Source organism: Microbacterium sp. NPDC089189 (genome assembly GCF_040685095.1).
Taxonomy (GTDB): Bacteria; Actinomycetota; Actinomycetes; order Actinomycetales; family Microbacteriaceae; genus Microbacterium.
Map to the genome: position 1 here is coordinate 23,676 of NZ_JBFBHG010000024.1, position 26,979 is coordinate 50,654.

Sequence of the window (26,979 nt, forward strand, 5' to 3'; positions counted from 1 at the left end):
CTATGCGCGGAAGCGCCCCGGGTTCGCGGCGCGGAACTCGCGCGCGATCCGCTCCGCCGCGTCGGCGAGCAGGGGCACGACCGCCTGCTCGAGCAGCGCTGCGTTCGAGCGCAGCGTCGTGGACGAGACGGTGAGGCCCGCGACGGCGCGCCCGTCGACCGTGATGGGCACCGCGGCAGCGATCATGCCGGGGTGCAGTTCCTCGATCGACAGGTCGAAGCCGCGCAGGCGCACGTCGCGGAGGTGGCGACGCAGCCCGTCGGCGTCGACGAGCGTGGCCGGCGTGTAGGCCTCCCGCGGGCGGGAGAGGTAGCTCTCGAGTTCTTCCTCGGGCAGCTCGGCGAGGAGGACGCGCCCGACCGCCGTCGCATGAGCGGGAAGCCGGGTGCCCACGCGCACCGCATCGGGAAGGGGGCGACGCTCCTCGACCCGCGCGACGTGGATGACGTCGGGGAGATCCAGCTCGCCGATGCTGCATGTCTCCCCCGTGCGGGCGACGATGTCGGCCATCGCGGGCTGAGCGATCTCGGCCAGCGACGACGCCGCGAAGTAGCCGGCGCCGAGCTCGAGGATGCGGGCGGTGAGCGACCAGCGCCCGTTCTCACTGCGGACGTAGCCGATGTGCTCGAACGTCAGCAGGATGCGGCGCACGACGGGTCGGGGCAGTGCCACGCGCGTCGCCAGCTCGCTCACGCTCGACGTCGCGTCGTGGCCGCCGAAGGCCCGCAGGACCGCCACGGCGCGCTCCACGCTCTGGATGCGGTCCCGGGATCTGTCCTGCGTCACATCCGCTACCTTCCCACGGGAAACGCCGCCGCGCCCGCTCGGCGGGCACGGCGGCGTCCGGAGTTCTCAGAGGTTCTCGCGCAGGCCGTACACCGACTCGTGCCACGGGATGAAGAACCGCTTCGCCTCGTTGACGATCAGATAGAGCACGAGCCCGATGAGCGACAGCAGCAGGATCAGCGCGAACGTCCGCGCCGCATCCAAGGAGTTCATCGCTCGCACGACCATGGCACCGAGCCCGACACTGCCGCCCAGATACTCGCCCACGATCGCGCCGATCGTCGCGAGGACGATCGCCACCTCCATGCCGGCGAACAGGTAGGGCTGGAGACTCCGCATCTCGAGTTGGGTGAAGGTCTGCGCCCGCGACGCGTTGAGACTGCGCATCACCTCGCGCTGTCCGCGCTCGACCGAGCGCACGCCCAGCAGCACGTTGAGCATGACGGGGAAGAACGCCAGAAGTGCGGCGAGCACGATCTTCGAGGTGATCCCGAATCCGAACCAGATGACGAACAGGGGGACGAAGGCGACCTTCGGCGCCACCTGCGCGATGACGATGAGGGGGCGGATGCTCACTTCGAGCCACGGCAGTTTGCCGAGCACGACCCCCACCATCACGCCCAGGACGACGGCGACGACGAAGCCCACCAGGATCTCGGTCACGGTCACACCCGCCTCGGCCCAGGTCTGGCCGTCGGCGAGGAGGGCGACGAACGCCTCACCGACCGCTGCGGGCGGCGGGAAGACGAACGGGTTGACGTCGAACACCGAGACGTAGAGCTGCCAGAGCCCGACGATCACGACGACGAGCGCCGGGGTCACGATCCACGGCAGGATCTTCATCGTGCGCGCTCGCGCGCGGCGTCGCTCGAGGGTGACGACGGTGGTCGTCGTGGGCTGGTCCGGGGGTGCCTGCACGGTGGTCATGCGATCATTCCTCCTCGTCGAGGTCGTGCCTGAGGCTTCGCACGATGTCGTTGAATCCGGGTGTCGTCTGCAATTCGATGTCGCGCGGCTTCGCGTCCGGGACGGTCAGGATCTGCCGGATGCGGCCGGGCCGTGGCGTCATGTGCACGACCCGATCGGCGAGGAAGACCGCCTCCGGGATGTCGTGCGTCACGAAGACGACCGTCGAGGTCGTCTGCAGCACGATCCGCTGCAGCTCGAGGTTCATCCGCTCCCGTGTCAGCGCGTCGAGCGCGCCGAACGGCTCGTCCATGAGGAGCAGATCGGGCTCCGTGCTGAGCGATCGCGCGATCGCCGCTCGCTGCCGCATCCCGCCGGAGAGTTCGCGAGGGTAGGACCGCTCGAAGCCCTGCAGCCCGACGAGATCGGCCAGTTCCGCGGCGCGGGCCCGACGCTCCGTCTTCCCCATCCCGCGGAGCTTGAGAGGCAGCGCGATGTTGTCGAGCACGGAGAACCAGGGGAACAGGTTGCTCTCCTGGAAGACGAACCCGAGGCGCGTGACGGCGGAGGGTTCGACGCGGCCGTTGCGCCAGAGATGCCGGCCATCGACCTCGATGGATCCCGCCGTGGGCGCGAGCAGCCCTCCGATCATGCGCAGCAGCGTGGTCTTGCCGCAGCCCGATCGTCCGATGAGGGCGACGAACTCGCCGCGTTCGATGTCGAGGTCGACGCCCGATACGGCACGGGTGGTGCCCGCGCGCGTCTGGAAGTCGCGTCCGACGCCGCGGATGCGCAGCCGGGGCTGCGTGGCCGTCTCGGCGAGGTGCGCGTCGGGGGTGAGGACGGTGTCGTTGCTCATGTCGATGCCTTTCCGCGCCCGGCTCAACCGGCGGGCACGTAGTCGTTCGTGATCCAGTCCCCCGGGTCGTGCCCGCCCTCGAGCATCCCCGCATCGACGTAGGTGTCGTACGTCGCCTGCCAGGCGTCCAGGTCGTTCTCGAGCAGCGGCACCCCACCGTCGGCATCCACCCAGGTCTGCGTCGTGTAGACCTCGAGCGCCGCCGTCGCGACCTCGTCGTCCTCAAGCGCCGGGAAGGACCAGTCGCCGCTCTCGCGGAGGGTCTGGAGCACCGTGGCGAATCCGTTGGGCGCGTCGTCGATCATGTCCTGCACCGCCTCGCGGATCGCCGCCATGAACGCCTCGATCTGCGCCGTCTTCGCCTCGTCCTGGAGGTTCGACTCCGTCGTGATCCAGGTCTGGATGTCGGGCGCCTCGCCCAGACCGGCGTCGTCGACGACCGCGTCCGCGTTCTGCTGGCCGATGGCGAGCGACGTGTCAAGGCTGACGATGTATCCGTCGAGCTGCCCCTGCCGCACGACCTCCAGGGTCGCCGCCGTGACCGGTACGGCCTGACGCGTCACCGCGTCGGCGGGGATCCCGGCGTCGTCGAGGGTGAGATCGAGCAGCTTCTCGCTCGTGCCTCCGATCGATCCCATCCCGATCACCTTCCCCTCCATGTCGCTCGGGGCGGTGATCGGCTCCTGCTCCACGGAGACCATGCGCAGGTTCGACTTGTACGCCATCGTGCCGACGGCACGGATCGGCTGGCCGTCGACCATCGCGGGGAACACGTCGACGGTGCTGGCACGCGTCAGCGTCGTCGCGCCGCCGAGCAGGGACTGGATGGCGGCCGAGGTGCCCTGCACGGGCTGCAGGGTGACATCGAGACCGTGCTTCTCGAAGTAGCCGCCCGAGTAGGCGAACATCTCGGGTGCGAAGCTGAACGACTCCAGCGGCAGGAACGTGACGACCGTCATGCTCGAGAGCTCGCCGCCCTCACCCGGGCTGGTCGCCGTGTCGGCGCCGCCGCCGCATCCGCTGAGCGCGAGGGCGCCTACGGCGAGCGAGGCGGCCATGAGCGCGAGACGGGGGCGTCTCGAAGGACGAACTGCTGTGATCATGTCTGACTCCTGTGTCGGGATGATCCGCTCACGCCATTGCGAGCGACACGACGAGTCTGCGAACCAGTCCGCCGGGGTCCAACCACCTTTCCACTCACCGGAACGCACCGCTACCCATCGCTCCGGATCACGACGATGCGGCCGGTGTCGCCGTCCACGTCGACGAGATCGCCGGTCCTGATCGTGTCGAGGGGCGCCGGCGACGCGCCGACGACGGTCGGCACGCGGGTGACGATCGCCCCGAGCACCGCCTTGGTGGTGACCACGTCGAACACCATCGCCGCGGGCGCCGTTCCCATCAGCCGTGTGCTCTGGAAGAACCCGGACCACCCCGACGATCCCTTCGCTCCGGGGAAGACGAGCACGCGCCCCGTGAAGCACTGACCGAACAGCTCGTGACGCGGTTCGATCACCGTGCCGGTGGCGACGTCGATCCCCCCGAAGCCCGAGATCGGATCCCGGGTCACGAGCGCCCGCGCCCGCGCGCGTCCGGGGACGATCCCGCGCCCGGTCAGCTCGATCACGTCAGCTCGCCCCGCCAGCGGCCGGTGACCGCCGCGTCGACGCACTCGCGCGTGGTGCCGAACCACGCCTCGATGCCGAGGATGGCCGGCAGATAGTGCGCCTGTTTGGCGGAGTCCGTCGCCATGACCCGCGTCCCCGGCGGGGCGGCGCGCGACATCGCGGGGCAGGAGTCGGTGAGCACCCGCCCGCCCGCACGCATGATCGTGCGCGTCCACCCCTGCCGCAGCGCCTCGACGGCGAGCGCCCGCGGCAGCATGACCCACAGCTGGGTGCCGTCGGCGAGGCGGAGCCCCTCCAGGAGCCCCGCGATCTCGCGCACCTGGGCCAGGGATGCGTGGGGGCACCCGAGCAGCACGAAGTCCACCTCCGTGCTCTCGCCCCGGGCATTGAGGGTGTCGTAGGTCTGCCGTCGCTCCCGGGCGCCGTACTCGATCGCTTCGGGCGGATCCGCGGATCCGAACGCCGCCTCGAGCGTGGGCGCCTCAGGGGTCACGCCGGGAAGGTGGTACAGCTCGACACCGCCGGATGTGGCCGTCGCCGCCCCGAAGTGCTTGAGATCCGCATCCGACGCCGGTGCGAGCGCACCGATCACGGCGGGCCGAGCCTCCTGCACGAGCTCGCCCACGAAGTAGCCGAGGAGCCCCCACTCGCGAAAGCCCGAGATCTCGGTGTCGGCGCGGATCAGATGGGTGGCGAGCCGGTTGGCGGGGAGGTGATTGCCCCAGTACGGGATGCGACCGGTCAGCGAGGCCGCACCCGTGGATGCTGCGCCCTCGCAGTTCGTCCGCGCGCCGAGCACGGAGTTCGCATAGACGACGGCCGAGGACTCCATCCATGCACAGTGCTGGCCGAAGACCGGCAGGTTGCCGACCTGGTAGGGGGTGCAGGTGCCCAGCACGCGCACCCCGCGCGCGGTGAAGTAGGACTCCGCGTCCTCCTGCAACCGGATGCTGTCGGCCGGGTACCGCGTGAGCCCCTCGGCATCGGCGGCGAAGCCGTGCTGGAGCTGGCAGGTCGGCACCCGCACGTCGGGGATCTCGAGCTCCCGGTCGCTGTCGAGGTTCATGACGGCGAAGGCCTTCGCCCACCCGCCCTCGGCGACGAGCGCGGCCTTCGCCGGCGAGGGCTGGGTCATCGTCCCCGCGACGTTGCGGGTCTCGACGAGTCGCTCGGCCTCGAGCGCATCGCCGTATCGGATCAGCAGGTCCATCGCGACCGCGACGGCGTCGCCCTCGGCGCCGTCGCGCATGCGCTTCTCCTCATCGGTGAGCTGCATGGGGCGGCCCGTCAGTGCGCGGCGCCCTCGGGCAACTCGACGCGATCGAGCTCGTAGGGCGTCTGCTGCAGGGCCTGGCCCATGATCGCCTCCATGACGACCTGGGGTACGAGGCAGTCCGCACACGCCCCTTCCCCCGCCGCGATCCGCACCACGATGCGATCCGGGCTCGAGTTCTCCCAGCTCAGCACGTAGCCGTCGGTGGCCATCATCTCGGTGAACTGCGCAAGGGCGTCGTCGACCGACATCGTGCCGCTCATGGCCGGTCTCCGATCACGCTCTGCGAGAAGGGGATCTCCCGCGGCGGGTTGAGAGTGAAGATCTCGACGACCGCCGAGACGCCCGCGTTGTCGGCGCCGGCGACCATGATCTGCACGGAGCGGGCGTTGTGGAGCGACGCGACCGTGTCGGGCGCGTCGGTGGTGCTCGCGCTGTCGGGCATCGAGTCGGGATGCGCCGCGGGCAGTCGCCATCGCGTCTTGTGCGACAGGGCGTCCTTCCCGACGGCGGCGAGCGCATCGCGGCTGCGACGTGCGTTCTCGAACACGAAGGTGCGCAGATCCTCCTTGCTCCAGCCGGCGCGCGCGAAGACCTGCGCGTGCTCCGGTGTCAGCACCAGCAGGGCGCTCGTGTACTCGTGGATCAGCGCGCCGGTGCGGGCGATCGTGTCGATGAGGTCGCGGGCGAGCTGCTCCGGCTCCTGGGTATGCCGGGCCTCGATGTGCACGACCGAGCGGATGACGAACGCGGTGACGACGTCGTCGTCAGGCGCGTGGCCGTGCTCGACGTGCAACGGCTCCCAGGGGCTCTGCTCCTCGTTCTCGGCGATGCAGGCCGAGTACTTCGCCGGCGTGCCCTGCGTGGCCTGGTCGAGCTTGTGGGGGTGCAGGCCGAAGACGTTGATGCAGCCGAGTCGGATCGCGCGGCCGATCGTGGCGTTCGCGCGGAATCCGGATCCGAACACGTTGCCGCGGCTGTTGAGCCCGATCCGCTCGCGCACGGGCCCGTTCACGACGAGCATCGGCGCGGTGCCGGTCGTCGACTGCCAGATGCCGCGCGCCGGATGGGGCTCCTTCGCGATGGCCTCCCAGGCCGCGACGACCGTCGGGAAGTAGTCCGCCCGGCATCCGGCCATCGCGGCGTTGATCGCGGCCAGCCGGACGGTCATGCGACGGTTCAGGTGCGCGATCGTGAAGAGCACGTCGTCGGGATCGCGCGTGGTCGTGGCCAGGAACTCGTCGAGCAGCGTGGCGGTGACCGGCACGACCGGCAGGCCGTCGGTCCAGTCGTTCTCGTAGTAGTACTCGACCAGCGCGCGCACTCGTTCCGCATCGACCGTGGGGGTCTCGTCCGTCAGAAGCGTCATCGTCATCCCTCCTCGACACCGAGGATCCGCAGGACCTCGGGCATCACCGTGGCCGCGCGCTCGTGCACCTCGGCCTGCGTCAGACTCGCCATCGGGTGCGCGACGGCGGTGAACTCGAAACCGGGGAACCCCTGCACCGAAGCCATCGCACGGCCCGACATGAAGAACGAGTCCGATGTGATCGAGACGGTCGGCACCCCGGCACGTTCGAACATGATGCCGTCGGCGACGGTAGCCGCCGAGCAGCTGCCGCAGTCCCCGACGGCTGTGATCACGATGTCGTTCTCGGCGGCGATCCGCTCGAGCAGCGACGGCGCCAACGGCGTGCCGAAGTAGTCCTTCGTGTACAGCGTCGCCTCTCCCGCACCGTGATCACGCTGCAGGATGGCGGCGATCTCCTCCAGCAGCATCGTGGCGTTGGGTTTCGTGTTGTCCAGCAGTCCGACCCGGAGATCGCGCAGGCTCACCGGACGCGCGGCCAGTGTGCCGTCGTCCGTGCCCGTGCTCATCCCGGTCGGATCCAGCAGCGCTTCGTGCGGTGCCATCTCGCTCTCCCCTCGTCGTGTGGTTCACGCGGCGGTCAGGATGACACGCGCCGTCGCGGCGACAGCAGGGCGGTTTTCACTGCGCGGAAGGGTGCGTGCCCGCTCGGGGGCCACCGGACAGGATGCTCACAGACCACAGGAACGAGGACGATCCGTGTTGAAGCCCATCCCCGCGACGATGCGGGCCGCGGTGCTCGAGGACGATCGCGCGGCGATGCGGATGCTGACGATCGACGTGCCGGAGCCCGGCCCCGACGAGGTGCTGCTCGAGGTCATCGCCTGCGGCGTGTGCCATACCGACCTGCACGTCATCAAGGGCGAGGTCGCCTTCCCGCGGCCCGCTGTGATGGGCCACGAGGTCAGCGGACGCATCGTCGCCATCGGCCCCGGCAGCGAGACGGCGTTCCAGCTCGACGACACCGTCGTCGCCGCGTTCATCATGCCCTGCCGCACGTGCGCGGCCTGCCGGCGCGGACGCGACGATCTGTGCGAGCAGTTCTTCCGACGCAATCGCCTGGAGGGGACCCTGTTCGACGGGCGCAGCAGACTGCGGATGCCCGACGGCTCCTTCCTCGCGATGTATTCGATGGGCGGGCTTGCGGAGTACTGCGTCGTCCCCGTCTCCGCGCTGGCGGCGCTGCCGCCGGGACTGGACGCGGCGACCTCCTGCATCCTCGGCTGCGCGGGGCTGACCTCCTACGGCGCCGTGTTCCGTGCCGGCGAGGTGGCCGAGGGGTCGACGGTCGCGATCATCGGCGTGGGCGGGATCGGGTCGAGCCTCATCCCGCTGTGTCTCGCCGCGGGTGCGCGCGAGGTCATCGCCGTCGACATCGCGGCCGACAAGCTCCGCAGCGCACGCGAGCTCGGCGCGACCGCCACCCTCGACGCCTCGGTGGAGGACCCGGTCGAGGCGGTCCGGGCCCTGTCGGGCGGCGCCGACGTCGTGTTCGAGGCGCTGGGCCGCGCCGAGACCCTGGAGCAGGGGCTCGGGATGCTTGCCGACGGCGCGCGCCTCGTGGCGATCGGCATCGCCGCCGCCGGAACCCGCGCACAGGTGGAGATCACCCCTCTCGTGCGCCGCGGACAGCAGATCGTCGGCTCGTTCGGCGCCCGCACCCGCGAGGACCTGCCCGCCGTCGTCCGCCTCGCCGCAGACGGCGCCTTCGACACCGACCGACTCGTGACCCGCCGCTTCGATCTCGAGGACGCGGATGCCGCCTACGCGGCACTCGCGCGGGGCGAGATCACCGGCCGGGCCATCATCATCCCCCGACGTATCCGAGAAGAGGAGACCCGATGACGACCGACGCCATTGCGATCGAGGACCTTCCCGCCGCGCGCGGCAGAGAGCTGGGCCCGTCGTCCTGGGTGCCAATCACGCAGGACGACATCGACGTCTACGCGGATCTGACCGGCGACGACAACCCGCTGCACGTCGATGAGGCCGCCGCGGCCGCCTCGCCGTTCGGCGGGCGTATCGCGCACGGCATGCTGACCCTCAGCATGGTCGTGCTGCCGCTGCGCGAGATCTACCGCGTGAGCGGGGCCAGCGCCGGCATCGTGTACGGGTTCGACCGCATCCGATTCCCCGCCCCGACGCCGTCGGGCGGGCGCATCCGCCTCGTCGGCCGGATCGCCGAGGTCGAGGACCGCGGCGACGCGATCCAGGTCACGCTCGCGCTCACCTTCGAGGTCGAGGGCTCCGCCAAACCGGGGGTCGTGGCCGAGCTGATCCTGAGGCACTTCCGATGAGCGGCATCCGACTCGACGGACGGGTCGCCATCGTCACGGGCGCGGGCAGGAGCCTCGGCCGGGCCTACGCGCTCGCGCTCGCTGCGGCGGGTGCGGCGGTCGTCGTCAACGACGTGGATGCGGCATCCGCCGGAGCCGTCGTCGACGAGATCCGCGCCGCGGGCGGATCGGCGACGGCGGCCGTGGCGGCAGTGGGCTCGACGCCGGCGGCCGAGGAGCTCGTCCGCACGGCCGTGGAGAGCTTCGGGCGCCTCGACATCCTCGTCGCCAACGCGGGCGTCCTGCGCGACCGGGTGCTCTGGAAGATGAGCGACGAGGAGTTCGACCTCGTCGTCGAGACGCACCTGCGCGGCACGTTCACCTGCGCCCGCGCGGCCGCATCCCTGCTGCGCGAGCAGAGCGAGGGCGGACGGATCATCCTGATCGGCTCGCCGGCCGGGCAGTTCGGCAGCTTCGGGCAGACCAACTACGCGGCGGTGAAAGCCGGCATCGTGGCGATGGCCCGCACCTGGTCGCTCGAGCTCGCCCGAGCCGAGGTCACCGTGAACGCCGTGGTGCCCACCGCCCTGTCGCCCATGACCGCGACGATCCCCGCCTACGCGCAGGCCTACGAGGACCATCTCGCCGGGCTCCCGGTGCCCGGCGAACTGCGCCGGGAGAAGGCGCTCGGCACGCCGGAGGACGTGGCGCCCCTCGTCGTGTGGCTGGCCTCGGCCCGCGCGGCGCACGTGACGGGCCAGGCCATCGGGATCGGCGGCGACCGCCTCACCCTCTACGCCCACCCGCAGGTGCTGGACACCGACCATCGCGACGGCGGGTGGAGCGCGGAGGAAATCGATCGCGCCTGGGCGGAGCGCTTCGACGCGCAGGCCCAGCCGTCCGGTCCGCCGTCGCGGAGGGAGCAGGGATGAGCGGCATCCACTACAGCGACCTGTGGGCGCGGATCGCGGAGGCGGACCCCGAGCGCACGGCGATCGTCACGGCGACGCGACGCATCGACTACGCGCGGTTCGCCGCGGAGGCGGGGGCGCTCGCCCGGCACCTGCGCGAGAGCGGCGTGGGGCTCGGCGACGCCGCGGCCCTGCTGCTGTACAACCGCGTCGAGTACCTCACCTTCTTCTGGGCGTGCCTCGCCGTCGGCGCCTCACCCGTCGCCATCAACTACCGCTACCGGGCGGGCGAGGTGCGGGCGCTGCTCGAGGACTGCGACGCGAAGGTGCTCATCGCACCGACCTCGCTCGGGGCCGTCGCCGCCGACGCCGTGGCCGGCCTCGACCCCGCCGTGCAGCTCATCTCGGTCGACGACGGCGGCGAGGAGATCCCCGGCGCGCTGTCCTACGACGCGATCATCGCCGCCGGAGGCGAGATGCCGGCCGCGGCGCCGCGCGGAGCCGACCTTCGCCTGTACACCGGCGGCACCACCGGCGCGCCCAAAGCCGTCGTCTGGGAGATGGACACCCTGCTGCAGGCACGACGTCAATCGACGTGGGGCGTGATCGGGATCGAGCCGCCGGAGGATCTCGCCGAGGCGGCGCGCATCGCCACCGACCCGCGTACGCCGCGCGTGGTGACCCTCCCCCTGCCGCCGATGCTCCACGGCACCGCGCAGTCCACCACGATGGGGACCCTCGCCCTCGGCGGCACGATCGTCCTGCTCGAGAGCGCGCACCTCGATGTGGCCGACGCGCTGCGCCTCGTACACGCGCACGGCGTGACCCGCCTCGTCGTGGCCGGCGACGCCGTGGCGCTGCCCCTGGTCGAGGCGGTCGAGGCCGACGGACGCGGGCTCGGCGCGGTCGACTCGATCATGAGCTCGGGCATGCGCTTCAGCGACGAGGTCAAGCGACGCCTTCATGCGCACGGCGAGGTGATGATCGTCGATCTGCTCGCCTCCAGCGAGGGCGGCCCGTTCGCCTTCGGCATCACGCGGGCGGCCGGCGACCTGCCCGCCAAGCTCATGCTCACCCCCGGCACCGTGCTCCTGGACGAGCAGCTCACCGAGGTCCCGCCCGTGGCCGGAGCGCGCGGCATCCTGGCGTTCCGGGGCGTTCTTCCCCGCGGCTACTACGGGGATCCCGAGAAGACCGCGCGCACGTTCCCCACGATCGGAGAGCACCGCTACGTCATGCCGGGCGACTGGGCCCGGGCGCGCGGCGACGGCTCGATCGAACTGCTCGGTCGGCTCAGCGCGGTCGTCAACACCGGCGGCGAGAAGGTGTTCCCCGCCGAGGTCGAGGAACAGCTTCTCGCGCACCCCGACATCGACGACGCCGTGGTGTTCGGGCTGCCGCATCCGCGCTTCGGGGAGGTCGTCTCGGCGATGATCGTGCCCGCCGCCGGCGTCGACATCGATCTGGACGCCCTCGCGGCCTACCTCGACGAGCGTCTCGCCGGGTACAAGAAACCTCGACACGTCTTCGTCCGGCCGACACTCGCGCGGAGTCAGACCGGCAAGATCGAACTCGCGCGCGTCATAGCCGACGCCGCCGCCGAACAGGCCGAACGGACGCAGGGAGCACGATGACCATCGATCTGAACGCCGTCACCGCGATCGACGTGCACGTCCACGTGCAGATCGACGACAGCGGCCGAACCGCCTCGCCGCCGGCGCTGACGGCCGCGATGGCCGCCTACTTCGGCAGCAGCGAGCCGCCGCGCACCGTCGACGCCACCGCGCACTACTACCGCGAGCGCCGCATGGCGGCCGTCGTGTTCACCGTCGATGCCACGACCAACCTCGGCCACGCCCCGAACAGCATCGACGACCTGGCCGCGGGGGCCCACCGCAACGCCGACGTGCTCATCCCGTTCGGCAGCGTCGATCCGCTGCAGGGCGAAGCGGCCGTCGAGGAGGCCCGCCGTCAGGCGCTGGAGCTCGGGGTGCGCGGGTTCAAGTTCCATCCCTCTGTGCAGGGCTTCGACCCCTCGGCCGACGAGTTCGACCCGCTATGGACGACGATCGAGGAACTCGGCGTGCCGATCATCGTGCACACCGGCCAGACCGGCGCCGGCGCCGGCACACCCGGCGGCTGGGGCTTCCGCCTGTCGCTGTCGAACCCCATGCTCCTCGACGACGTGGCGGCGCGGCATCCGGACCTGCAGGTCATCATGGCGCACCCGAGCGTGCCCTGGCAGGACGAAGCGCTCTCGATCGCGACGCACAAGCTCAACACCTGGATCGACCTGTCGGGCTGGTCGCCGAAGTACTTCTCGCCGGCACTCGTGCGTGCCGCGCGGACCTACCTGAAGCACAAGATGCTGTTCGGATCCGACCTCCCCGCGCTCACCCCCGACCGTTGGCTGAACGACGTGCAGACGCTGGAGCTGCCCCCCGAGGTGCACGAGATGATCGTGAAGCAGAACGCGGCCCGGCTGCTGGGGCTGTCGTGACGTCCGCGCCGACCGACGTCTTCGGATACGCCGCACGCCTCACCGCCGCCGAGGCGGCGAAGCTCGCCGACCTCCGGGAGCTGCTGGAGAGGCGCGCCCGCCCGCATCTCGCCGCCTGGTGGGAGGACGCGCACTGCCCCGCCCACCTGCGCGGCGAGATCGCGGCCCTCCGCCTCGAGGACGATCCCGCGATCCTCACCGAGGACGGCGAACCGCGCCCGGTCTACGTGGGCTTCCGCCACCTCGAGCTCGCCCGCTTCGACATGTCCATCGGGACGCTCTACGGCGGGCAGGTGGGCATGTTCCGCACGCTCGTTCGCCGGGGCGGCTCACCGGAGCAGGTCGAGCGATGGGATCCCCGCATCCGCTCGTTCGATCTCACCGGATGCTTCGCCCTGACCGAACCCGACCACGGCTCCGACGTCGCCGGCGGGCTCGAGACCACGGCCACGCGGGAGGGCGACACCTGGCGCATCGACGGGCGCAAGCGCTGGATCGGCAACGCCGCCCTCTCCGACGTGATCGTCGTGGTCGCCCGCGACACCGCCGACGACCGCGTCAAGGCGTTCCTCGTGCCCCGCGAGGCGGAGGGGGTGTCCGTCCGCGACGTGACCGGCAAGATCGCGCTGCGGATGGTGCGAAACGCCGACATCACGCTGCAGGATGTGCGCGTTCCCGAGAGCGATCGGCTGCAGCGCATCGACTCCTTCGCCGACCTGTCGGCCATCCTCGCCGACCTGCGCTTCGTCGTCGGCTGGAACGCCGCGGGCCTGCAGATCGGCGCCTACGAGGCGGCTCTCGCCTACGCGACGCGGCGGCGGCAGTTCGGCCGTCCGATCGCGGGTTTCCAACTCGTGCAGGAGAAACTGGCGCGCATGCTCGGCAATGCGACGGCGACCCTGGCGCTGGCGGTCGCGATCACGGACGCCCGGCACGACGGCGGTGCCGACGAGATGCAGGCGGCCCTGGTCAAGGGGTGGAGCGCCGACCGTGCACGCGAGACCGTCGCCCTCGCGAGGGAGATCTGCGGGGCCGAGGGCATCCGCGTCGACAACGACGTCGCCCGCTTCTTCGGCGACGCCGAGGCGCTCTACACGTTCGAGGGCACCCGCGAGATCAACGCGCTGATCGTCGGCCGCGCGGTCACGGGGCTGAGCGCCTTCACCCGATGATCCGTCACGCCTCGGGTCGCGCGTAGCCCGCGGCGGCCAGCTGCCGCGAGATGGATGTGGCCGTCAGCCGCACGAGGTGGATCATGTTCTTGCCGTCCACATCCTGCTCGGTGAGCGCCAGCGAGCAGGCGGCGACCACCGAGCCGTCAGCCGCGTAGACGGGCGCCGCCACGCTGATGTGGACGTTGTCGACCTGGCGGTCACTGACCGCGTAGCCGCTGCGACGGATGTCGCCGAGCAGGCGCTCCAGCAGCACGGGATCGGTGTAGGTGCGCGAGGTGAAGGCGGTGAGCGGACGCGCGAGGACCTCGGCGCGCACGTCGTCGGGGGCGTAGGCGAGCAGGACCAGACCGATCGCCGTGGCGTGCAGCGGATACCTGTTGCCGACCAGGGGCCGGCGCACTTGTCGTCGGGGGCTCTGCAGTCGCTCGATCGAGACGAGCTCGAGACCTTCTCGGATCGCGAGATGCGCGGCGTAGCCGGTCGTCTCGTAGAGATCGAGCAGGTAGGGGCGGGCGAGTCGTTGCAGACCGACCGACCGTGGCGCGAGCGATGCGGTCTCCCAGAGCCGCAGACCGATGTTGTACCGGCCGTCGCCGTCGCGCTCCAGCGCACCCCACTCGGTCAGGCGCTTGACGATGCGATGGCACGTGGCGATGGGCAGCCCTGTCCGACGCGAGATGTCGGAGAGCGACTGCCGCACACGTCCGCCCTGGAAGGTGGCGAGGATGGCGAAGGCCCGGTCGATCAGGGAGCGCGCGCCGTCGTCGCCCGTTCCCTCCAGCGCCGTCGCCATCGCTCCATCATCATCGATGGCGGCGTCGGCCGCTACGGGCGACGCGCCGCGCGTGCGCGCCGATCAGGCCGCGAGCACCAGCTTGAGCTGCTCGACGGCCCAGTCGAGCTCGGTCGAGCGCACCACCAGAGGCGGGGCGATGCGGATCGTCTGACCGTGGGTGTCTTTCACGAGCACCCCGCGCGCGAGAAGGCGCTCGGCGATCTCGCGTCCCGTGCCGAAGGCCGGGTCGATGTCGATGCCCGCCCAGAGTCCCGCGACGCGCACGGACGTGACGCCGTGCCCCACGAGGTCGGCGAGCCGGGTCTCGAGGTGCTCGCCGAGCACGCGGGCGCGCTCCTGGAACTCCCCCGTCGCGAGCATCTCGACCACGCGCAGGCCCACGGCCGCCGCGAGCGGGTTGCCGCCGAAGGTCGAACCGTGCTCGCCCGGGCGGATGACCCCGAGCACCTCGCGGTCGGCCACGACCGCAGAGACGGGCAGGATGCCGCCGCCCAGCGCCTTGCCGAGCACGTACATGTCGGGCACGACGCCCTCGCGCTCGCACGCGAAGGTGTGGCCCACGCGTCCGAGCCCGGACTGGATCTCGTCGGCGATGAACAGGATGCCGCGCCGCGTGCAGATCTCGCGGACCGCCGTGAGATAGCCCTCGGGCGGGATCACCACGCCCGCCTCGCCCTGGATCGGCTCGATCAGCACGGCCGCCGTGCTCTCGCCGATCGCCGCGTCGAGCGCCGCCGCGTCGCCGAAGGGCACGGACACGAAGCCCGGGGTGAAGGGGCCGAAGTCGCCGCGGGCCTCGGGGTCGTCGCTGAAACCGACGATCGTCGTCGTGCGGCCGTGGAAGTTGCCGCCCGCGACGATGACCTCGGCCGTCCCGGCCGCGACGCCCTTCACGCGGTACGCCCACGCCCGCGCCACCTTTATGGCCGTCTCGACCGCCTCGGCACCGGTGTTCATCGGCAGCACGAGGTCTTTGCCGCAGAGCTCGGCGAGCCCGGCCGCGAAGGCTCCGAGCTGGTCGTTGTGGTAGGCCCGGCTCGTGAGGGTGACCCGCCCCAGCTGCTCCTGCAGCGCGGCGACGATCGCCGGATGCCGGTGCCCGAAGTTGAGCGCGGAGTACGCCGAGAGCAGGTCGAGGTAGCGCTTGCCCTCGACGTCGGTCACCCACGATCCCTCGCCCCGCGAGACGACGACCGGCAGGGGCGAGTAGTTGCGTGAGAGGTGGGCGTCCTCGGCGGCGATGATGTCGCCGGTGGGGCCGTCGAGCGCGCTCATGCGCCGGCCTCGTCGCGACGGAGCTCCAGCGTGCAGCACTTGATGCCGCCGCCGCCGAGAAGGAGCTCCGACAGATCGACCGTCACGGGGTTGTACCCGCGCTCCCGCAGCTGCGCCTCGAAGCCCGTGGCCCGGGGCGAGATGAAGACGTTGTAGCCGTCACTGGCGGAGTTGAGCCCGAAGACGTCGCCGTCCTCATCCGAGACCAGGATGGCGTCGGGGAAGCGCTGCTCGAGCACGGCACGGCTCGCGTCGTCGAACGCACCGGGCAGGTAGGCGATGTTGGCCTTGTCGACGCCGCCCGGGCCCTGCACGGGGTCGAGCACGGCGATCGCCGTGTCGAGGTGGTAGAACCGCGGGTCGACGAGGGTGAGCGAGAGCACCTCGCGGCCGAAGAGCTCGCCGACCTCGCGGTGGCTGTCGCCGGTGGAGCGGAACCCCGTGCCGGCGAGGATGACGTCGCCGACGAGCAGGAAATCGCCCTCGCCCTCGTTGACCTCGATCGGCCGCGCGAGGCGGAAGCCGTTCGCGGCGAACCAGTCCATGAACGGCTCCTCCTCGACCGCGCGTTCGACGAAGCGGAACTTGGGGCCGTACGCGACGCCGTCGATGACGAAGCCGCCGTTGGCGGTGTAGACCATGTCGGGGGCGCCCTCGACGGGGTCGACGAGCAGCACCTCGTGCCCCAGGGCGACGTATGCGTCGTGAAGCACCTGCCACTGCGCCACGGCCTTCGCCGTGTCGGTGGGGCGGGCGGGCTCCATCCACGGATTGATCGAGTAGCTCACCGTGAAGTGCTCGGGGCGGCACATCAGGTAGGTGCGGTGCTGGGCGATGCGGGCGGGGGCGGTTGCGGTGGACATACGGCTCCTTCGACACGGCGGCGGACGCTGTCCTACAGGCCCGGCGGAGCTGTCAGAAAGCCGACGACCCGGGCACGCCGGCACTCATTCTCGCACGCCCGGACGCGCCGGGCGAAGAACTGCGGCGCCGTCGTGCCGCGTGCCAGGCTGGAGGCTCACCCCCGTCGAAGGAGACCCCGTGCAGCAGCGCACCCTCGGACCGTTCACCGTCTCGGCCATCGGCCTGGGCGCCATGCCCCTGTCGATGAACAGCGACAAGCAGGTGCCCGATCGCGACGACGCCGTGGCCACCGTGCACGCCGCCCTCGACGCGGGCGTCACGTTCATCGACACCGCCGACATCTACGCGCCCAGCTGGGACACCATGGGGCACAACGAGGAGATCATCGGCGACGCTCTCGCGCGCTGGGGCGGCGACCGGTCGACGATCGTCGTGGGCACCAAGGGCGGCATCACGCGCCGCTCGGCCGAGACGGACTTCGGCCGCGACGGCTCGCTGCCCTACCTCCGCAGCGCCGTCGAGGCGTCGCTGCGGCGCCTGCGCGTCGACGTGATCGACCTGTACCACTACCACCGTCCCGACCGCTGGATCGTCTACGGCGAGATCATGGAGAACCTCAAGACGCTGCAGGACGAGGGCAAGGTCAAGGCGCTCGGCATCTCGAACGCGAGCGTCGAGGAGATCAAGATCGCCCAGCAGGTGCTCGGCGACGGCGGGCTCGTGAGCGTGCAGAACGAGTTCTCCCCGCGTCATCCCGGCAGCTTCGACGAGCTGCGCTACTGCGACGAGCAGGGCATCGCGTTCCTGCCCTGGAGCCCGCTGGGCGGCACCGGCGGCCCCGGGCGTTCGGTCGGCGAGCGCTTCGGCGTGTTCGCCGAGATCGGTGCCGCGCACGGCGTCAGCGCGCAGCAGGCCGTTCTCGCCTGGGAGCTCTCGCTCGGATCGACCGTCATCCCCATCCCCGGGGCCCGGCGCGCCGCATCCATCGTCGACTCCGCCGCCGCGGGCGACCTGGTGCTGACCCCCGACGAGCTCGCCCGCGCGAGCGCCGCCCTCGGCCTCGAGGTCTGACCCGCCGCATCCCCCCGCCCCGCGCCCGTGCCGTGCCGCGCCGCGCCGCTCTTCCCCGCGAGTGAGCACCCATTTCGCGAGCGAGCACCCGATCGGATGCTCGCTCACGCAACGGGTGCTCACTCGGCGAGGCCACCAGGCGCGAGGGATGCCGGGGCTCAGGCTCGGCGGCGGCGCACCGCCATCACCCCGATCGCGACGATCAGCAGACCCGCCACGAGGGTGGTCCAGGGGGCCGTCCCACCCGTCGCGGGCAGCGCCTGAGCGTCACCGACCCGTAGCGGCGCCCAGCCGGTCAGCGAACCGTCCGCGGCCAGCACGACCACCCGATGGTCGCCCGCCGGCACCGCACGGGGCAGCACGAACGAGGCCGCACCGGTGGCATCCGCCGTCACCCACCCGACTGGTACCGGCGACGAGGCCATCCACACGTAGTACGCCTTACCGGCATCCAGCCCCTGGACGGTCACCGATCCGCGGAGCGGAGCGCTGGTCTCGCGCAGCACGATCGAGCCGCGAGCGTCATCGGTCAGCGCTGCCACCCCCGGGAACGGCAGCGAGCCGGGCAGCGACGGCGAGGACGGCGACCCGCCCGGCGTTCCCGGGGTTCCCGGCGTTCCCGGCGTTCCCGGCGTGCCGGGGTTTCCCGGGTTTCCGGGGTTTCCCGGCGCGGCGGTCACCGTGACGACCGTCACCGCGCTCGTCGTCGTCGCCTGCGAGGCGCCGCGGGTGTTCGTGACGACCACGGAGTAGCTCGCCGTCGACACGGCGGCCGTGTCGGGCACGAGGCTCGGCCCCGTCGCACCGTCGATCGGCGCTCCGTCACGGAGCCACTGGTACGACAGCGTGCCGCCGTCGGGCGCGAGGGCGGCGACCGCCAGCGGGTCGGCCGCAGCGCCCACGACGTAGGAGCGCTCGGCGGGCAGATCCGCGGTGAGCTCCGGAGTCACCGCGCGAGGGTCGACACGCAGCGTCGCGACCGCGCTCACGGTCGTGCTCGTCAGCGCACCGAGCGAGGCGGTGACCACGACGTGGATGCGGTGCGTCCCCGCATCCAATGCCTCCGGCGTGAAGGCGGCGCCGGTCGCGCCGGCGACGGGAGCGCCGTCGACGTGCCACTGGTACGCCACCGTCGCGCCATCGGAGCGCTCGGCCACCGCGACGTCGTAGGTCGGCAGGGCATCGCCGCGGAGGACGACGCGCTCGGTCGTGTCGAGGTCGCGCGTCAGCACGGGGGCTGCGGCGAAACCGAGGTCTGCGGACGCGGTCAGCTGGGTCGCATCGCGCACGACGGCGCGCAGCGTGCCGCCGCCGGCCGGAACGGTCCATGCCGCATCGAGCGACGCGACGCCCGTCTCGGAGTCGACCACGGCCGGCTGCCAGTCCTGCACGAGACTCGTCGCACCGTCTGCGCTCACCTGGATCAGCTGCACCTGCCGCACACCGTCGACGCCGCCCTCGACGTGCGCGGTCACCGTCACCCGGTCACCGGCCTGGAAGGCCGTTGCGGTGGAGTCGAGGGATGCGGTGAGCGGCTCGTACGCGCGCACGTCCAGCTGCTGCCCCTCGAGTGTCGCGGCGGCCTCCGCCACGAGCTCGGCGGTGCGCCCCTCGCCCGCCGCGATGTAAACGGTCGTACCGCCGACGGCGACGCCGTTCCAGGCCTCGACCTCGAGCGACGCGAGATCGGCCGGCAGGACGAGCACCTCGGGCAGGCGGCTCCACGCGTACGCGACCCGCGTCATCCCCGGACCGAAGTAGGCGGAGCGGTGCACCGTGTCCGCGAAGTGCATCGAGTCGACGAACGAGCCTTCCTGCCCCCCGCGGACGATCACATGGTCGGGCATCCGTCCCATGAACGCGTTGTCGGCGATCGACACGATCCGCGTGCCGAAGTCGGCGACGGCGAGGTCGGTGAAGTACAGCCCGTTCACGTCTTCGAGGCTGTCCGGGAACACCACCTCCGCCAGGCTGCTCGCCGAGTTGAACGCGCCGACGTCGAGGCGCTTGAGCCCCTCGGGCAGCACGACCCGCTCGAGACGCGTGTTGTTGCGGAACGCCTGCTGGTCGATCTGCACCGTGCCGGCGAGCACCTCGTACTCGGTGAAGGTGTTCGTCGGCAGCGACAGGATGAGGTGGAGCCCGTCGTCTTCACGCCCGTACAGCACGTTGCGATCCGCGACGTAGACCGGGTTCGCCTCGGAGACGGTGAGCGTCGAGAGCTGGTTGGCGCCGGTGAAGATCGCGTCGTCCATCCGGGTGAGGCCCGCGCCGATGTGCACGGTGGTCAGCCCCGGGTTGTTGATGAACGCGCGCTCGCCGAGCGTCGTGACCGAGTCGGGCAGGATGATCGCGGTGAGCGGAAGCTCGGCGAAGGCGTTCGCCCGGATCTCGGTGAGCCGCGCCAGGTCGGGGCGCATGTCGAGATCCGTGAGCGCGGCCGCGGTCGCGAACGCGCTGGCACCCACCACAACCGTGCCGCCCAGGTCGACGCGGGCGAGATCGCCGTTGCCTCGGAACGCCGAGTCGCCGACGGTCTGGAAGGTGTCGGGAAGCACGAGCTCGGTGAGCCGCGACTCGGCGAATCCTTCCCTGTCGATCGCGACGAGCGACGCCGGAAGGGTGACGGTGCGCAACGGCGAGGCGAAGAACGCCTGGGCGGCGACCCGCTCCGTCCCGTCCGGCACGGCGTAGCCCTGCGCGCCGCCGGGGCGGGCGGCCGGGTAGGCCACGAGCACGCGCGCAGCACGGTCGAACAGCACACCGTCCCGCTGGGTGTAGTGCGCCGCATCCGCGTCGACGACGAACCCGCGCAGCGACGGAGTCTGCGTGAAGGCACCGATGAGGTCCCCCTCGCCGACGCCGCGCCCGATGCGCACCTCGCGCAGCTCGGCGTTGTTCGCGAACGCGCCGGCGCCCACCTCGACGAGGGCGTCCGGGATCCGCACCTCGGTGATGCGCGTCGCGGCGAAGGCCCTCCCACCGATCGCGGCGAGCTGCTCGTTGAGCGTGAGGCGCCGCAGCGGCGCACCCTCGAACGCGCTGGAGCCCACCTCGGTCACGCCGTCGGGCAGCACCGCTTCGCTCAGCTGCGTGCCGACGAAGGCACCGTCGCCGATGCGCACGAGACGGGACGGCAGACCGGTAGTCGGTTCGCCGCCGTCCGGGTGCGACAGGGTGAGCGCGCTGATCGGCGCCGTCAGGAACGCGTTGGCGCCGATCTCGGTGACGTCGTCAGAGAGGGTGATCTCGGCGAGTCGCGAGCTGGTCTGGAACAGCGCGTCCGGGATGACCGTGAGGCCGTCCGGCAGCACGGCGCGCTCGATCGTCGACGACGAGAACGCCCCGGCGCCGACCGTCTCGACCGCACGCGGCAGCACGATCTCGCGCAGCGACAACGTCTGCGCGAAGGCCTCCTCGCCGATCTCGACGAGACGCGACGGATCCTCCTCGTCGTCCTCGAACGTGACGACCTCGAGGACCGGGGTCTCGATGAACGCCCGGGCGCCGATGCGCTCGACGGAGGCGGGGATCGCGACCCGCTGCATCGAGCGTCCCGCGAACACCTCGTCCGCGATCTCCACGACGTCGGAGGGGATCTCGACGAACGCGTCCGACCCGCGGTAACCGCGCAGCACGCCGTTCTCGTCGATGTCGAAGTCGAGGTAGTTACTCGGGCGCACCGTCACGGTCAGACGGGCGCTCGCGATCGACCCGTCGGCGCGTTCGACCGCGGCCGTGACCGTCGCCTCGCCCTGCGCCTGGCCGGCGGAGAGCACGCCCACCCCGTCCTCGGATGCGGTCGCCACGACGATCTCCGGGTCCGAGCTGGCCCACGTGACCTCCGCTTGCCCGAGGCTCTCGGCGCGCAACGCCCGCACCTCGGCGCTCGATCCGGGCACCAGCGCCAGGCTCTGCTCGGAGAGGACGATGCCGGTCGCCTCGGTGACGGGCGCGACCGTGATGACGGCCTCGGCGCGGATCGCCGCATCCGTCGTCGAGGTCGCGGTCACGACCGCCTCACCCGCACCGACGGCGCGCAGCGCTCCGCCGGCGACGGTCACGACGGCCTCGTCGGACGACGCCCAGGTCACCGCGGTGTCGGTCGCATCCGCGGGCTCGACGCCGAGCACGAGGGCGCCCGACTGACCCGGCACGAGACTCAGCGCGGACGGGCTCAGCGTCAGCCCGGCGAGGCCGACCGGCTGCATGACGGCGCTGGACGGACGGCTCGGGTTGAGACCGTAGTCCCAGGCGTACAGCGGCACGGTCTGCGGAACGCGACCCTCGAGTCCCATCTCGGTCCAGGCGGACTGGATGTCGGCGAGCGGCACCGAGAACCGGTACACCCGCCGTCCGTCGGCGCCGATCTCGTCCTCCGCGGCGGGCGCGATGGCACGGTAGAACCATCCCCCGAAGGTCGGCTCGTGGAAGTCGATCGCCGAGAGGTAGGTGTCGTCGGTGACGGTGAAGCTCACCGCATCCCCCTCGGTGCGCAGATCCGAGATCACCGGCGGCGTGAGGTCGTACGTGAAGGCGTACTGCTGGCTGTGCTCGCGCGCACCGGGACCCGCGGTCGTGGCGCTGATGTCCAGGCTGTACCGGCCGGCCGGAAGCCGCTCGCCGGCCGCGTCGAGACCGGTGAACGCGGCGGCGCCGAGCTTCGCCTCGGCGTAGAGCACGTCGCCGATCCGCGGATCGAACAGCGACTTGTAGGCGTCGTCGAACGCGTAGGTGCGCACCGGCTCGCCGGTCTCGTCACGGTAGACGTAGCTCAGGCCGTCGGTGCTGCGCAGCGTCCCGGTCACCGGCTGCGCCGAGCTCGGCGCACTGCTGAAGCTCCGGGCCGACACGACGAAGCGTTCGGGGTCGATGCCGGAGAACGTCGGGTCCGCCAGGGCGATCTCGTCCAGCGGGTTGATGCCCAGCGGCATCCCCGTGTTGGAGTTGACGAGCGCCGAGCCGAAGATGTGCGCCTCGCCGCTCCAGCGGGTCGCGTCGAAGACCGGGGCGGCACCCCAGTCGCCGTAGAAGCCGAGGAACGGCACCGAGAGGTCCACGGCATCCGACTCGGTGACGTCGAGCGCATCGAAGACGACGAAGCCGTCGACGAAGGTGCCGTTCGGCGCGTTCTCTGCGACGTACGCGGCGAACGCGTCCTCGACGCTGACCGACACGGTCACCTCGGCGACGGATGCGGCCGCCACCTCGACGACCATCCCGCCGTCCTGCTCGGCGACCTCGTCACCGGCGTAGTCGATGCGGATGCCACGGCCGGCCCAGTCGCGCGACTGCTCCTGGAACAGCCCGTCGGCGATCTGCTCGCTGAGAGCGGCCGTCTTCAGACCGAAGGAGCGCGCCTCGTCGGCGACGTTGCGGAGGCGGATCGTGAACGAGAATGCGCCGTCCGCGCTCTGACCGAGCTCGACCTTGGGGCGCGACGCGTCCGCGGCGCCCACGACGCTCGGGTACACGAGCGACGTGGTCGCGGCGACCGCATCCGCCATGCCGGCACCCTGCTTGCGCGGGGAGACGAGCGGCGGGAGCTGATGGGAGCCGTCCTGCGCACCCGCGTCCAGATCGACCACGGGCACCGCGGTTCCCATCAGCAGCTGTTCGACGACGTCGGCCTGCGCCCGCTCGTCGAGGTCGGCGAAGGCCGGGTCGTTCGCGACGCGTTCGCGCACGAGGGCCGTGATCCCCGCGATCTGCGGAGTCGCCATCGAGGTTCCGCTGTTCTCGCCGTAGGTGCCGCCGGGCAGCGACGAGAGGATGCCACCGCCGGGCGCGGTGATCTCGGGCTTGAGTTTCAGATCGGGGGTGGCGCCCCAGCTCGAGAAACCGCTCATGCGGTAGTCGTCGCCGGGTTCTCCCGTCCTCCCCTGCACGACCTCGATCGTGCGGTCGGATGCGGTCAGCAGTGCCGCACCGTCGGCGCGGGAGATCATCGTGGCGGGCACCCATTCGCTCGTGATCGCCGGCTGTACGAGCGTCGCGGAGTCCACGTCGTCGTGGAAGACGACGGCGGCCGGGAACAGCCAGTCGGCGACGTTCGCCATCTTCTCCTGGAAGGTCATGCCCGCGCCGTCGGCACCGATCCCGCCCCGCTGGATCAGGATGATCCGCTCGCTCCAGCCGTCGAGGCCGTACTCGGCCTCGAGCCGCTCGCGGTCGGCGGGGCTCCCCGTGCCGCCGTCGACGTACGCGTACGCGCCATCGGCAAGCTGCGAGAACGACGCGACCTGTCCCCCGGTCGCGTGTGCCGCCTCGACGTACGGTACGACCCGCCCGTCGGCCGCGGTGACGTACGCGAGCCCCTCGACCGCGTCGGCGCTGGCGACCGCCAGAGAGGGGCCGTAGGCGGCGGGCTCGTTCAGGGTCGAGCTGTCGGGGTCGGTGGCGAAGGGGAGATCCACGCCGCTCGCGTTGCCTTCGGCCGAACTCGCGGCGTTGCCCGCGGCGGCGTTGATCGTGACCCCACGGTCTTCGAGCTCGCGGTAGACGTCGGCGAAGACCGTGCCCGCCGGGTCCGAGAAGCCCGCGTCCACCCCGAGCGACAGGTTGATGACGTCGGGGCGGAGCACGGCCGCGTCGTCGAGGGCCGCCAGCAGCGCCGAGTCCGGGATCGCTCCGTCGACGTCGCGGGCGACCTTCATCATCACCAGCTGCGCGCCGGGCGCCGTGCCGCGGATGCGGTCGCCGCCGTTCGCGACGGCGATGCCCGCGACGTGGGTGCCGTGCGAGAGGTCGGTGCTGGAGCCGGGCACGACGTCGGCATCGCGGTCGGCGTAGTCGTAGACGAACGGGATCTTGTCGCTGATGTACGCGCCCTCGGCGCCGGTCGGCAGCGTGGGGGCGAGCGCCGCGATGTCGGCCTCGCTGAACGCCGGATTCTCGACCGCGCCCGAGAACGCCTCGTGCGTGACCTCGAGCCCCGAGTCGATCACGGCGACGACCTGGCCCGCGCCGGTCTGCGACGCCTCGTCGGCCCGCGTCATACCCAGCGCCGCCGCGTTGCCGAGCGCCGGCGCATCGACGGCGATGGGCGCGGGCACGTCGGTGAGGCGTTCGACGAACGCCGCGTCGACCCCGGGAAGCGCCTCGATCCGCTCCAGCAGCGCGGCGGGCGCGGTCACGGCGAAGCCGTCCAGCGCCTCGCTGTAATCGGCGACCTCGACGAACTCCGGGGAGTAGTCGGCCTCGCCCGGCTCCTCGCTCGGGATGCTGTCGGGCAGTGCGTCGACGAGCCGACGCACCTCGCCGCGCACGTGGTCGCGCCGCTGCTCGCCGCTCGTCCCGAACAGGCTCTGCCACCACGGGATGCCGACGTCTCCGTCGCCGAGGCGGACGATGATCGTCACGTTGCCCGAGACGACCTCCTCCTGCGTCTCGATCCCGGCGTCCCGGGCGGCAGCATCCTCACCCACCCGCGTGAGCAGCTGCTCGTCCGTGAAGCCCGTGCCGGTCGGAGCCGGGGTCGCCGCCGGGGCGTCCGGCGCGTCGGGCACCGCGGCGAAGGCGACGCTCGGCACGAGGACGAGCGGAACGATGACGGCACCCGCGAGGAGGGCGCGCGTGGGCAGGGAACGGCGAAGGGAGGGCATAGCGGTGCTTTCGGTCGTCGAGCGCCCCGCCGTGCGGATGCGGCGCACGTAGGCGCCGGCACGACAACCCTCCATCAAAAGGTTAAGTGAGGCTTACCTAAGCTAACCGCATCCCCCACCCCCGCCGCAACTCACCCCATCCGCCCCCGGCGCCGCCCCGAACCCGCGCCCGCCCGGACCCGCGAGACAGCACTTTCGCGCCGAGACGGCGGGTTTAACCCACGGTCTCGGCGCGAAAGTGCTGTCTCGGCGTTCGGGAGGGGGTGCGTCACTCGGCGGGGTCGATGACCGAGGCGGTGGATGCCGCACCTCCGGCACCGACGCCGCGGTGCAGGTCGAGCAGCGCGAGCGTGTTCGCGACCCCCTGCGCGCGCACGGCGTCGGCGAGCGCGCGGTCACTGATCGCCCGCGACAGCTGCAGTGCGCCGACCATACACGCGAACACGCCGGCCGCCGCCGCCCTCCTCGCGCCCTCGTCGGCATGAGGCAGCATGACCGCGATGTCGTCGATCACGGCGACCAGCCCGCGCGTGTAGCTCTCTCGTATCGCCGCGTCCGCCCGCGCGACCTCGCCGACGAGCGCCGCCGTCGGGCAGCCATCGGCGGGGTTGTCTCGATGCTGCGCCGACAGGTAGTGGCGCACGAACCGTTCGAAGCCGGCACGGTCGAACGGGCCATCGCCGTAGACGTGCCGCTGGGCCTGCAGCTGGTCGGCGAGAACCTCTGCGACCAGCGCATCCTTCGAGTCGAAGTGAGCGTAGAAGGCGCCGTTGGTGAGGCCCGCGTCGCCCATGACCGCGGAGATCCCCGACCCGTCGATGCCGCCGGCTTTGAACCGGGCACCCGCGCGTTCGACGATGCGGCGCCGCGTCGCGCTCTTATGATCGGCGGCGTAGCGCACCATGTGTCCTCCTCGGTTGATGGATGCAGGGCGTCCAGTCTGGCCGCTCAGCCCGCCCGGAGCGCACCGTCGGCGTCCGAGAGCGGCATCCGTTGGGCAAGACCCAGATCGGCCAGCTTGCCACGCACCTCATCGATGGACTTCTGGCCGAAGTTCCGCAGGCCGGCGAGCTGCGCCTCCGAGAGCACGACCAGATCCGCCACGCTATGGATCCCCGCGCGTTTCAGACTGTTGCGTGAACGCACCGACAGATCGAGGTCTTCGATCGGCATCGACAGCTCGTTGGAGAGGACGGTCTCGACCGGCGCGGGACCGATCTCGATGCCCTCGGCCTCGACGTTCAGCTCGCGCGCCAGACCGAACAACTCGGTCAGCGTACGACCGGCCGACGCGACGGCATCACGCGGAGCGATCGAGGACTTCGTCTCGACATCCAGCACCAGCTTGTCGAAGTCAGTGCGCTCACCGGCACGAGTCGCCTCGACACGGTAGCTGACCTTGAGCACCGGCGAGTAGATCGAGTCGATCGGGATCTGACCCGCCTCGGCGTACTCGTTACGGTTCTGAGTCGCCGACACGTAACCGCGACCGCGCTCGATGGTGAGCTCCAGCTCGAAACGAGCCGTGTCGTTGAGCGTGGCGATCACGAGCTCAGGGTTGTGCACCTCGACACCGGCCGGAGCCGAGATATCGGCGGCGGTGACCTCACCGGCGCCGGTCTTGCGCAGGTACGCCGTGATGGGCTCGTCACGCTCGCTCGAGACGACGAGCTGCTTGATGTTCAG

22 protein-coding genes are annotated in these 26,979 nt (G+C 71.3%); 7 read left to right on the forward strand and 15 right to left on the reverse strand.

Translation table 11 applies throughout. The features are described 5' to 3' along the window. From AB0N73_RS13340 to AB0N73_RS13380, 9 genes are all read right to left on the reverse strand, one after another. Positions 1-786 (reverse strand): IclR family transcriptional regulator C-terminal domain-containing protein, encoded by a 786-nt coding sequence (locus AB0N73_RS13340; protein WP_363564240.1) that lies wholly within the window; start codon positions 784-786, stop codon positions 1-3. A gap of 66 nt (positions 787-852) precedes the next feature. Beyond that, a complete protein-coding gene (locus AB0N73_RS13345; protein ID WP_363564242.1) occupies positions 853-1,713 on the reverse strand; it encodes an ABC transporter permease in 861 nt (286 codons plus the stop codon). 4 nt (positions 1,714-1,717) lie between these two features. Beyond that, positions 1,718-2,551 carry an ABC transporter ATP-binding protein gene (locus AB0N73_RS13350; RefSeq protein ID WP_363564244.1) on the reverse strand — a complete coding sequence of 278 codons (834 nt, stop codon included), beginning with the start codon at positions 2,549-2,551 and terminating at the stop codon, positions 1,718-1,720. Positions 2,552-2,574: 23 nt separating this feature from the next. Then, positions 2,575-3,654: an ABC transporter substrate-binding protein gene (locus tag AB0N73_RS13355; protein ID WP_363564246.1), complete on the reverse strand. Its 1,080-nt coding sequence runs from the start codon at positions 3,652-3,654 to the stop codon at positions 2,575-2,577. Positions 3,655-3,764: 110 nt separating this feature from the next. Beyond that, positions 3,765-4,178: a DUF126 domain-containing protein gene (locus AB0N73_RS13360; RefSeq protein ID WP_363564248.1), complete on the reverse strand. Its 414-nt coding sequence runs from the start codon at positions 4,176-4,178 to the stop codon at positions 3,765-3,767. After that, entirely contained in the window at positions 4,175-5,455 is a 1,281-nt protein-coding gene (locus AB0N73_RS13365; RefSeq protein ID WP_363564250.1) for an aconitase X catalytic domain-containing protein, read from the reverse strand. The genes AB0N73_RS13360 and AB0N73_RS13365 overlap by 4 nt, the downstream gene beginning before the upstream one ends. An 11-nt stretch (positions 5,456-5,466) precedes the next feature. Continuing rightward, positions 5,467-5,715, reverse strand: a complete 249-nt coding sequence (locus AB0N73_RS13370) for a hypothetical protein (RefSeq protein WP_363564252.1) — start codon at positions 5,713-5,715, stop codon at positions 5,467-5,469. Then, complete coding sequence (locus AB0N73_RS13375) at positions 5,712-6,821, reverse strand: hypothetical protein (protein WP_363564254.1); 1,110 nt, start codon at positions 6,819-6,821, stop codon at positions 5,712-5,714. Before AB0N73_RS13375 ends, AB0N73_RS13370 begins: the two co-directional genes overlap by 4 nt. 2 nt (positions 6,822-6,823) lie before the next feature. Then, a complete protein-coding gene (locus AB0N73_RS13380) occupies positions 6,824-7,366 on the reverse strand; it encodes a UGSC family (seleno)protein (protein WP_363564256.1) in 543 nt (180 codons plus the stop codon). 154 nt (positions 7,367-7,520) lie between these two features. Here AB0N73_RS13380 and AB0N73_RS13385 point away from each other — a divergent pair, with 154 nt between their 5' ends. The 6 genes from AB0N73_RS13385 to AB0N73_RS13410 are packed head-to-tail and all read left to right on the forward strand — an operon-like array spanning position 7,521 to position 13,680. After that, the gene (locus AB0N73_RS13385; protein WP_363564258.1) at positions 7,521-8,666 is read left to right on the forward strand and encodes an alcohol dehydrogenase catalytic domain-containing protein; all 1,146 of its coding nucleotides are present in this window, start codon (positions 7,521-7,523) and stop codon (positions 8,664-8,666) included. Continuing rightward, entirely contained in the window at positions 8,663-9,118 is a 456-nt protein-coding gene (locus AB0N73_RS13390) for a MaoC family dehydratase (protein WP_363564260.1), read from the forward strand. Before AB0N73_RS13385 ends, AB0N73_RS13390 begins: the two co-directional genes overlap by 4 nt. Then, a complete protein-coding gene (locus AB0N73_RS13395; RefSeq protein ID WP_363564262.1) occupies positions 9,115-10,029 on the forward strand; it encodes an SDR family NAD(P)-dependent oxidoreductase in 915 nt (304 codons plus the stop codon). Before AB0N73_RS13390 ends, AB0N73_RS13395 begins: the two co-directional genes overlap by 4 nt. Continuing rightward, the gene (locus tag AB0N73_RS13400) at positions 10,026-11,642 is read left to right on the forward strand and encodes an AMP-binding protein (protein ID WP_363564264.1); all 1,617 of its coding nucleotides are present in this window, start codon (positions 10,026-10,028) and stop codon (positions 11,640-11,642) included. Before AB0N73_RS13395 ends, AB0N73_RS13400 begins: the two co-directional genes overlap by 4 nt. Further along, positions 11,639-12,508: an amidohydrolase family protein gene (locus tag AB0N73_RS13405; protein WP_363564266.1), complete on the forward strand. Its 870-nt coding sequence runs from the start codon at positions 11,639-11,641 to the stop codon at positions 12,506-12,508. The genes AB0N73_RS13400 and AB0N73_RS13405 overlap by 4 nt, the downstream gene beginning before the upstream one ends. Then, positions 12,505-13,680 (forward strand): acyl-CoA dehydrogenase family protein, encoded by a 1,176-nt coding sequence (locus tag AB0N73_RS13410; protein ID WP_363564268.1) that lies wholly within the window; start codon positions 12,505-12,507, stop codon positions 13,678-13,680. The genes AB0N73_RS13405 and AB0N73_RS13410 overlap by 4 nt, the downstream gene beginning before the upstream one ends. A gap of 4 nt (positions 13,681-13,684) precedes the next feature. On the opposite strand, the gene AB0N73_RS13415 is transcribed toward AB0N73_RS13410, so the two are convergent. The 3 genes from AB0N73_RS13415 to ddaH form a co-directional block, all read right to left on the reverse strand. Further along, the gene (locus AB0N73_RS13415) at positions 13,685-14,476 is read right to left on the reverse strand and encodes an IclR family transcriptional regulator (protein ID WP_363564270.1); all 792 of its coding nucleotides are present in this window, start codon (positions 14,474-14,476) and stop codon (positions 13,685-13,687) included. Between the two features lie 63 nt (positions 14,477-14,539). Then, on the reverse strand, positions 14,540-15,754 hold the full coding sequence (gene rocD, locus AB0N73_RS13420) for an ornithine--oxo-acid transaminase (protein ID WP_363564272.1): 1,215 nt from the start codon (positions 15,752-15,754) through the stop codon (positions 14,540-14,542). Next, positions 15,751-16,617, reverse strand: a complete 867-nt coding sequence (gene ddaH / locus AB0N73_RS13425; RefSeq protein ID WP_363564274.1) for a dimethylargininase — start codon at positions 16,615-16,617, stop codon at positions 15,751-15,753. The genes rocD and ddaH overlap by 4 nt, the downstream gene beginning before the upstream one ends. A gap of 178 nt (positions 16,618-16,795) precedes the next feature. On the opposite strand from ddaH, the gene AB0N73_RS13430 reads away from it, so the two are divergent. Continuing rightward, on the forward strand, positions 16,796-17,689 hold the full coding sequence (locus tag AB0N73_RS13430) for an aldo/keto reductase (protein WP_363564276.1): 894 nt from the start codon (positions 16,796-16,798) through the stop codon (positions 17,687-17,689). Between the two features lie 158 nt (positions 17,690-17,847). Here AB0N73_RS13430 and AB0N73_RS13435 read toward each other — a convergent pair whose 3' ends face one another. The 3 genes from AB0N73_RS13435 to rpoA all read right to left on the reverse strand — a co-directional run. Next, complete coding sequence (locus AB0N73_RS13435) at positions 17,848-25,293, reverse strand: leucine-rich repeat protein (RefSeq protein WP_363564278.1); 7,446 nt, start codon at positions 25,291-25,293, stop codon at positions 17,848-17,850. A 268-nt stretch (positions 25,294-25,561) separates the two neighbouring features. After that, a complete protein-coding gene (locus tag AB0N73_RS13440) occupies positions 25,562-26,197 on the reverse strand; it encodes a TetR/AcrR family transcriptional regulator (protein ID WP_363564280.1) in 636 nt (211 codons plus the stop codon). A 44-nt stretch (positions 26,198-26,241) separates the two neighbouring features. Then, a partial coding sequence (rpoA, locus tag AB0N73_RS13445; RefSeq protein ID WP_363564282.1) for a DNA-directed RNA polymerase subunit alpha occupies positions 26,242-26,979 on the reverse strand: 738 nt, incomplete at its 5' end.

Bases quoted from the DNA above. Each gene is read 5' to 3' on its own strand.
- AB0N73_RS13350 (WP_363564244.1), bottom strand. From the start codon at position 2,551: ATGAGCAACGACACCGTCCTCACCCCCGACGCGCACCTCGCCGAGACG.
- AB0N73_RS13440 (WP_363564280.1), bottom strand. From the start codon at position 26,197: ATGGTGCGCTACGCCGCCGATCATAAGAGCGCGACGCGGCGCCGCATC.
- AB0N73_RS13400 (WP_363564264.1), top strand. From the start codon at position 10,026: ATGAGCGGCATCCACTACAGCGACCTGTGGGCGCGGATCGCGGAGGCG.
- AB0N73_RS13435 (WP_363564278.1), bottom strand. From the start codon at position 25,293: ATGCCCTCCCTTCGCCGTTCCCTGCCCACGCGCGCCCTCCTCGCGGGT.
- AB0N73_RS13390 (WP_363564260.1), top strand. From the start codon at position 8,663: ATGACGACCGACGCCATTGCGATCGAGGACCTTCCCGCCGCGCGCGGC.
- AB0N73_RS13395 (WP_363564262.1), top strand. From the start codon at position 9,115: ATGAGCGGCATCCGACTCGACGGACGGGTCGCCATCGTCACGGGCGCG.
- AB0N73_RS13355 (WP_363564246.1), bottom strand. From the start codon at position 3,654: ATGATCACAGCAGTTCGTCCTTCGAGACGCCCCCGTCTCGCGCTCATG.
- AB0N73_RS13415 (WP_363564270.1), bottom strand. From the start codon at position 14,476: ATGGCGACGGCGCTGGAGGGAACGGGCGACGACGGCGCGCGCTCCCTG.
- AB0N73_RS13365 (WP_363564250.1), bottom strand. From the start codon at position 5,455: ATGCAGCTCACCGATGAGGAGAAGCGCATGCGCGACGGCGCCGAGGGC.
- AB0N73_RS13345 (WP_363564242.1), bottom strand. From the start codon at position 1,713: ATGACCACCGTGCAGGCACCCCCGGACCAGCCCACGACGACCACCGTC.
- ddaH (WP_363564274.1), bottom strand. From the start codon at position 16,617: ATGTCCACCGCAACCGCCCCCGCCCGCATCGCCCAGCACCGCACCTAC.
- rocD (WP_363564272.1), bottom strand. From the start codon at position 15,754: ATGAGCGCGCTCGACGGCCCCACCGGCGACATCATCGCCGCCGAGGAC.
- AB0N73_RS13405 (WP_363564266.1), top strand. From the start codon at position 11,639: ATGACCATCGATCTGAACGCCGTCACCGCGATCGACGTGCACGTCCAC.
- AB0N73_RS13375 (WP_363564254.1), bottom strand. From the start codon at position 6,821: ATGACGCTTCTGACGGACGAGACCCCCACGGTCGATGCGGAACGAGTG.
- AB0N73_RS13370 (WP_363564252.1), bottom strand. From the start codon at position 5,715: ATGAGCGGCACGATGTCGGTCGACGACGCCCTTGCGCAGTTCACCGAG.
- AB0N73_RS13380 (WP_363564256.1), bottom strand. From the start codon at position 7,366: ATGGCACCGCACGAAGCGCTGCTGGATCCGACCGGGATGAGCACGGGC.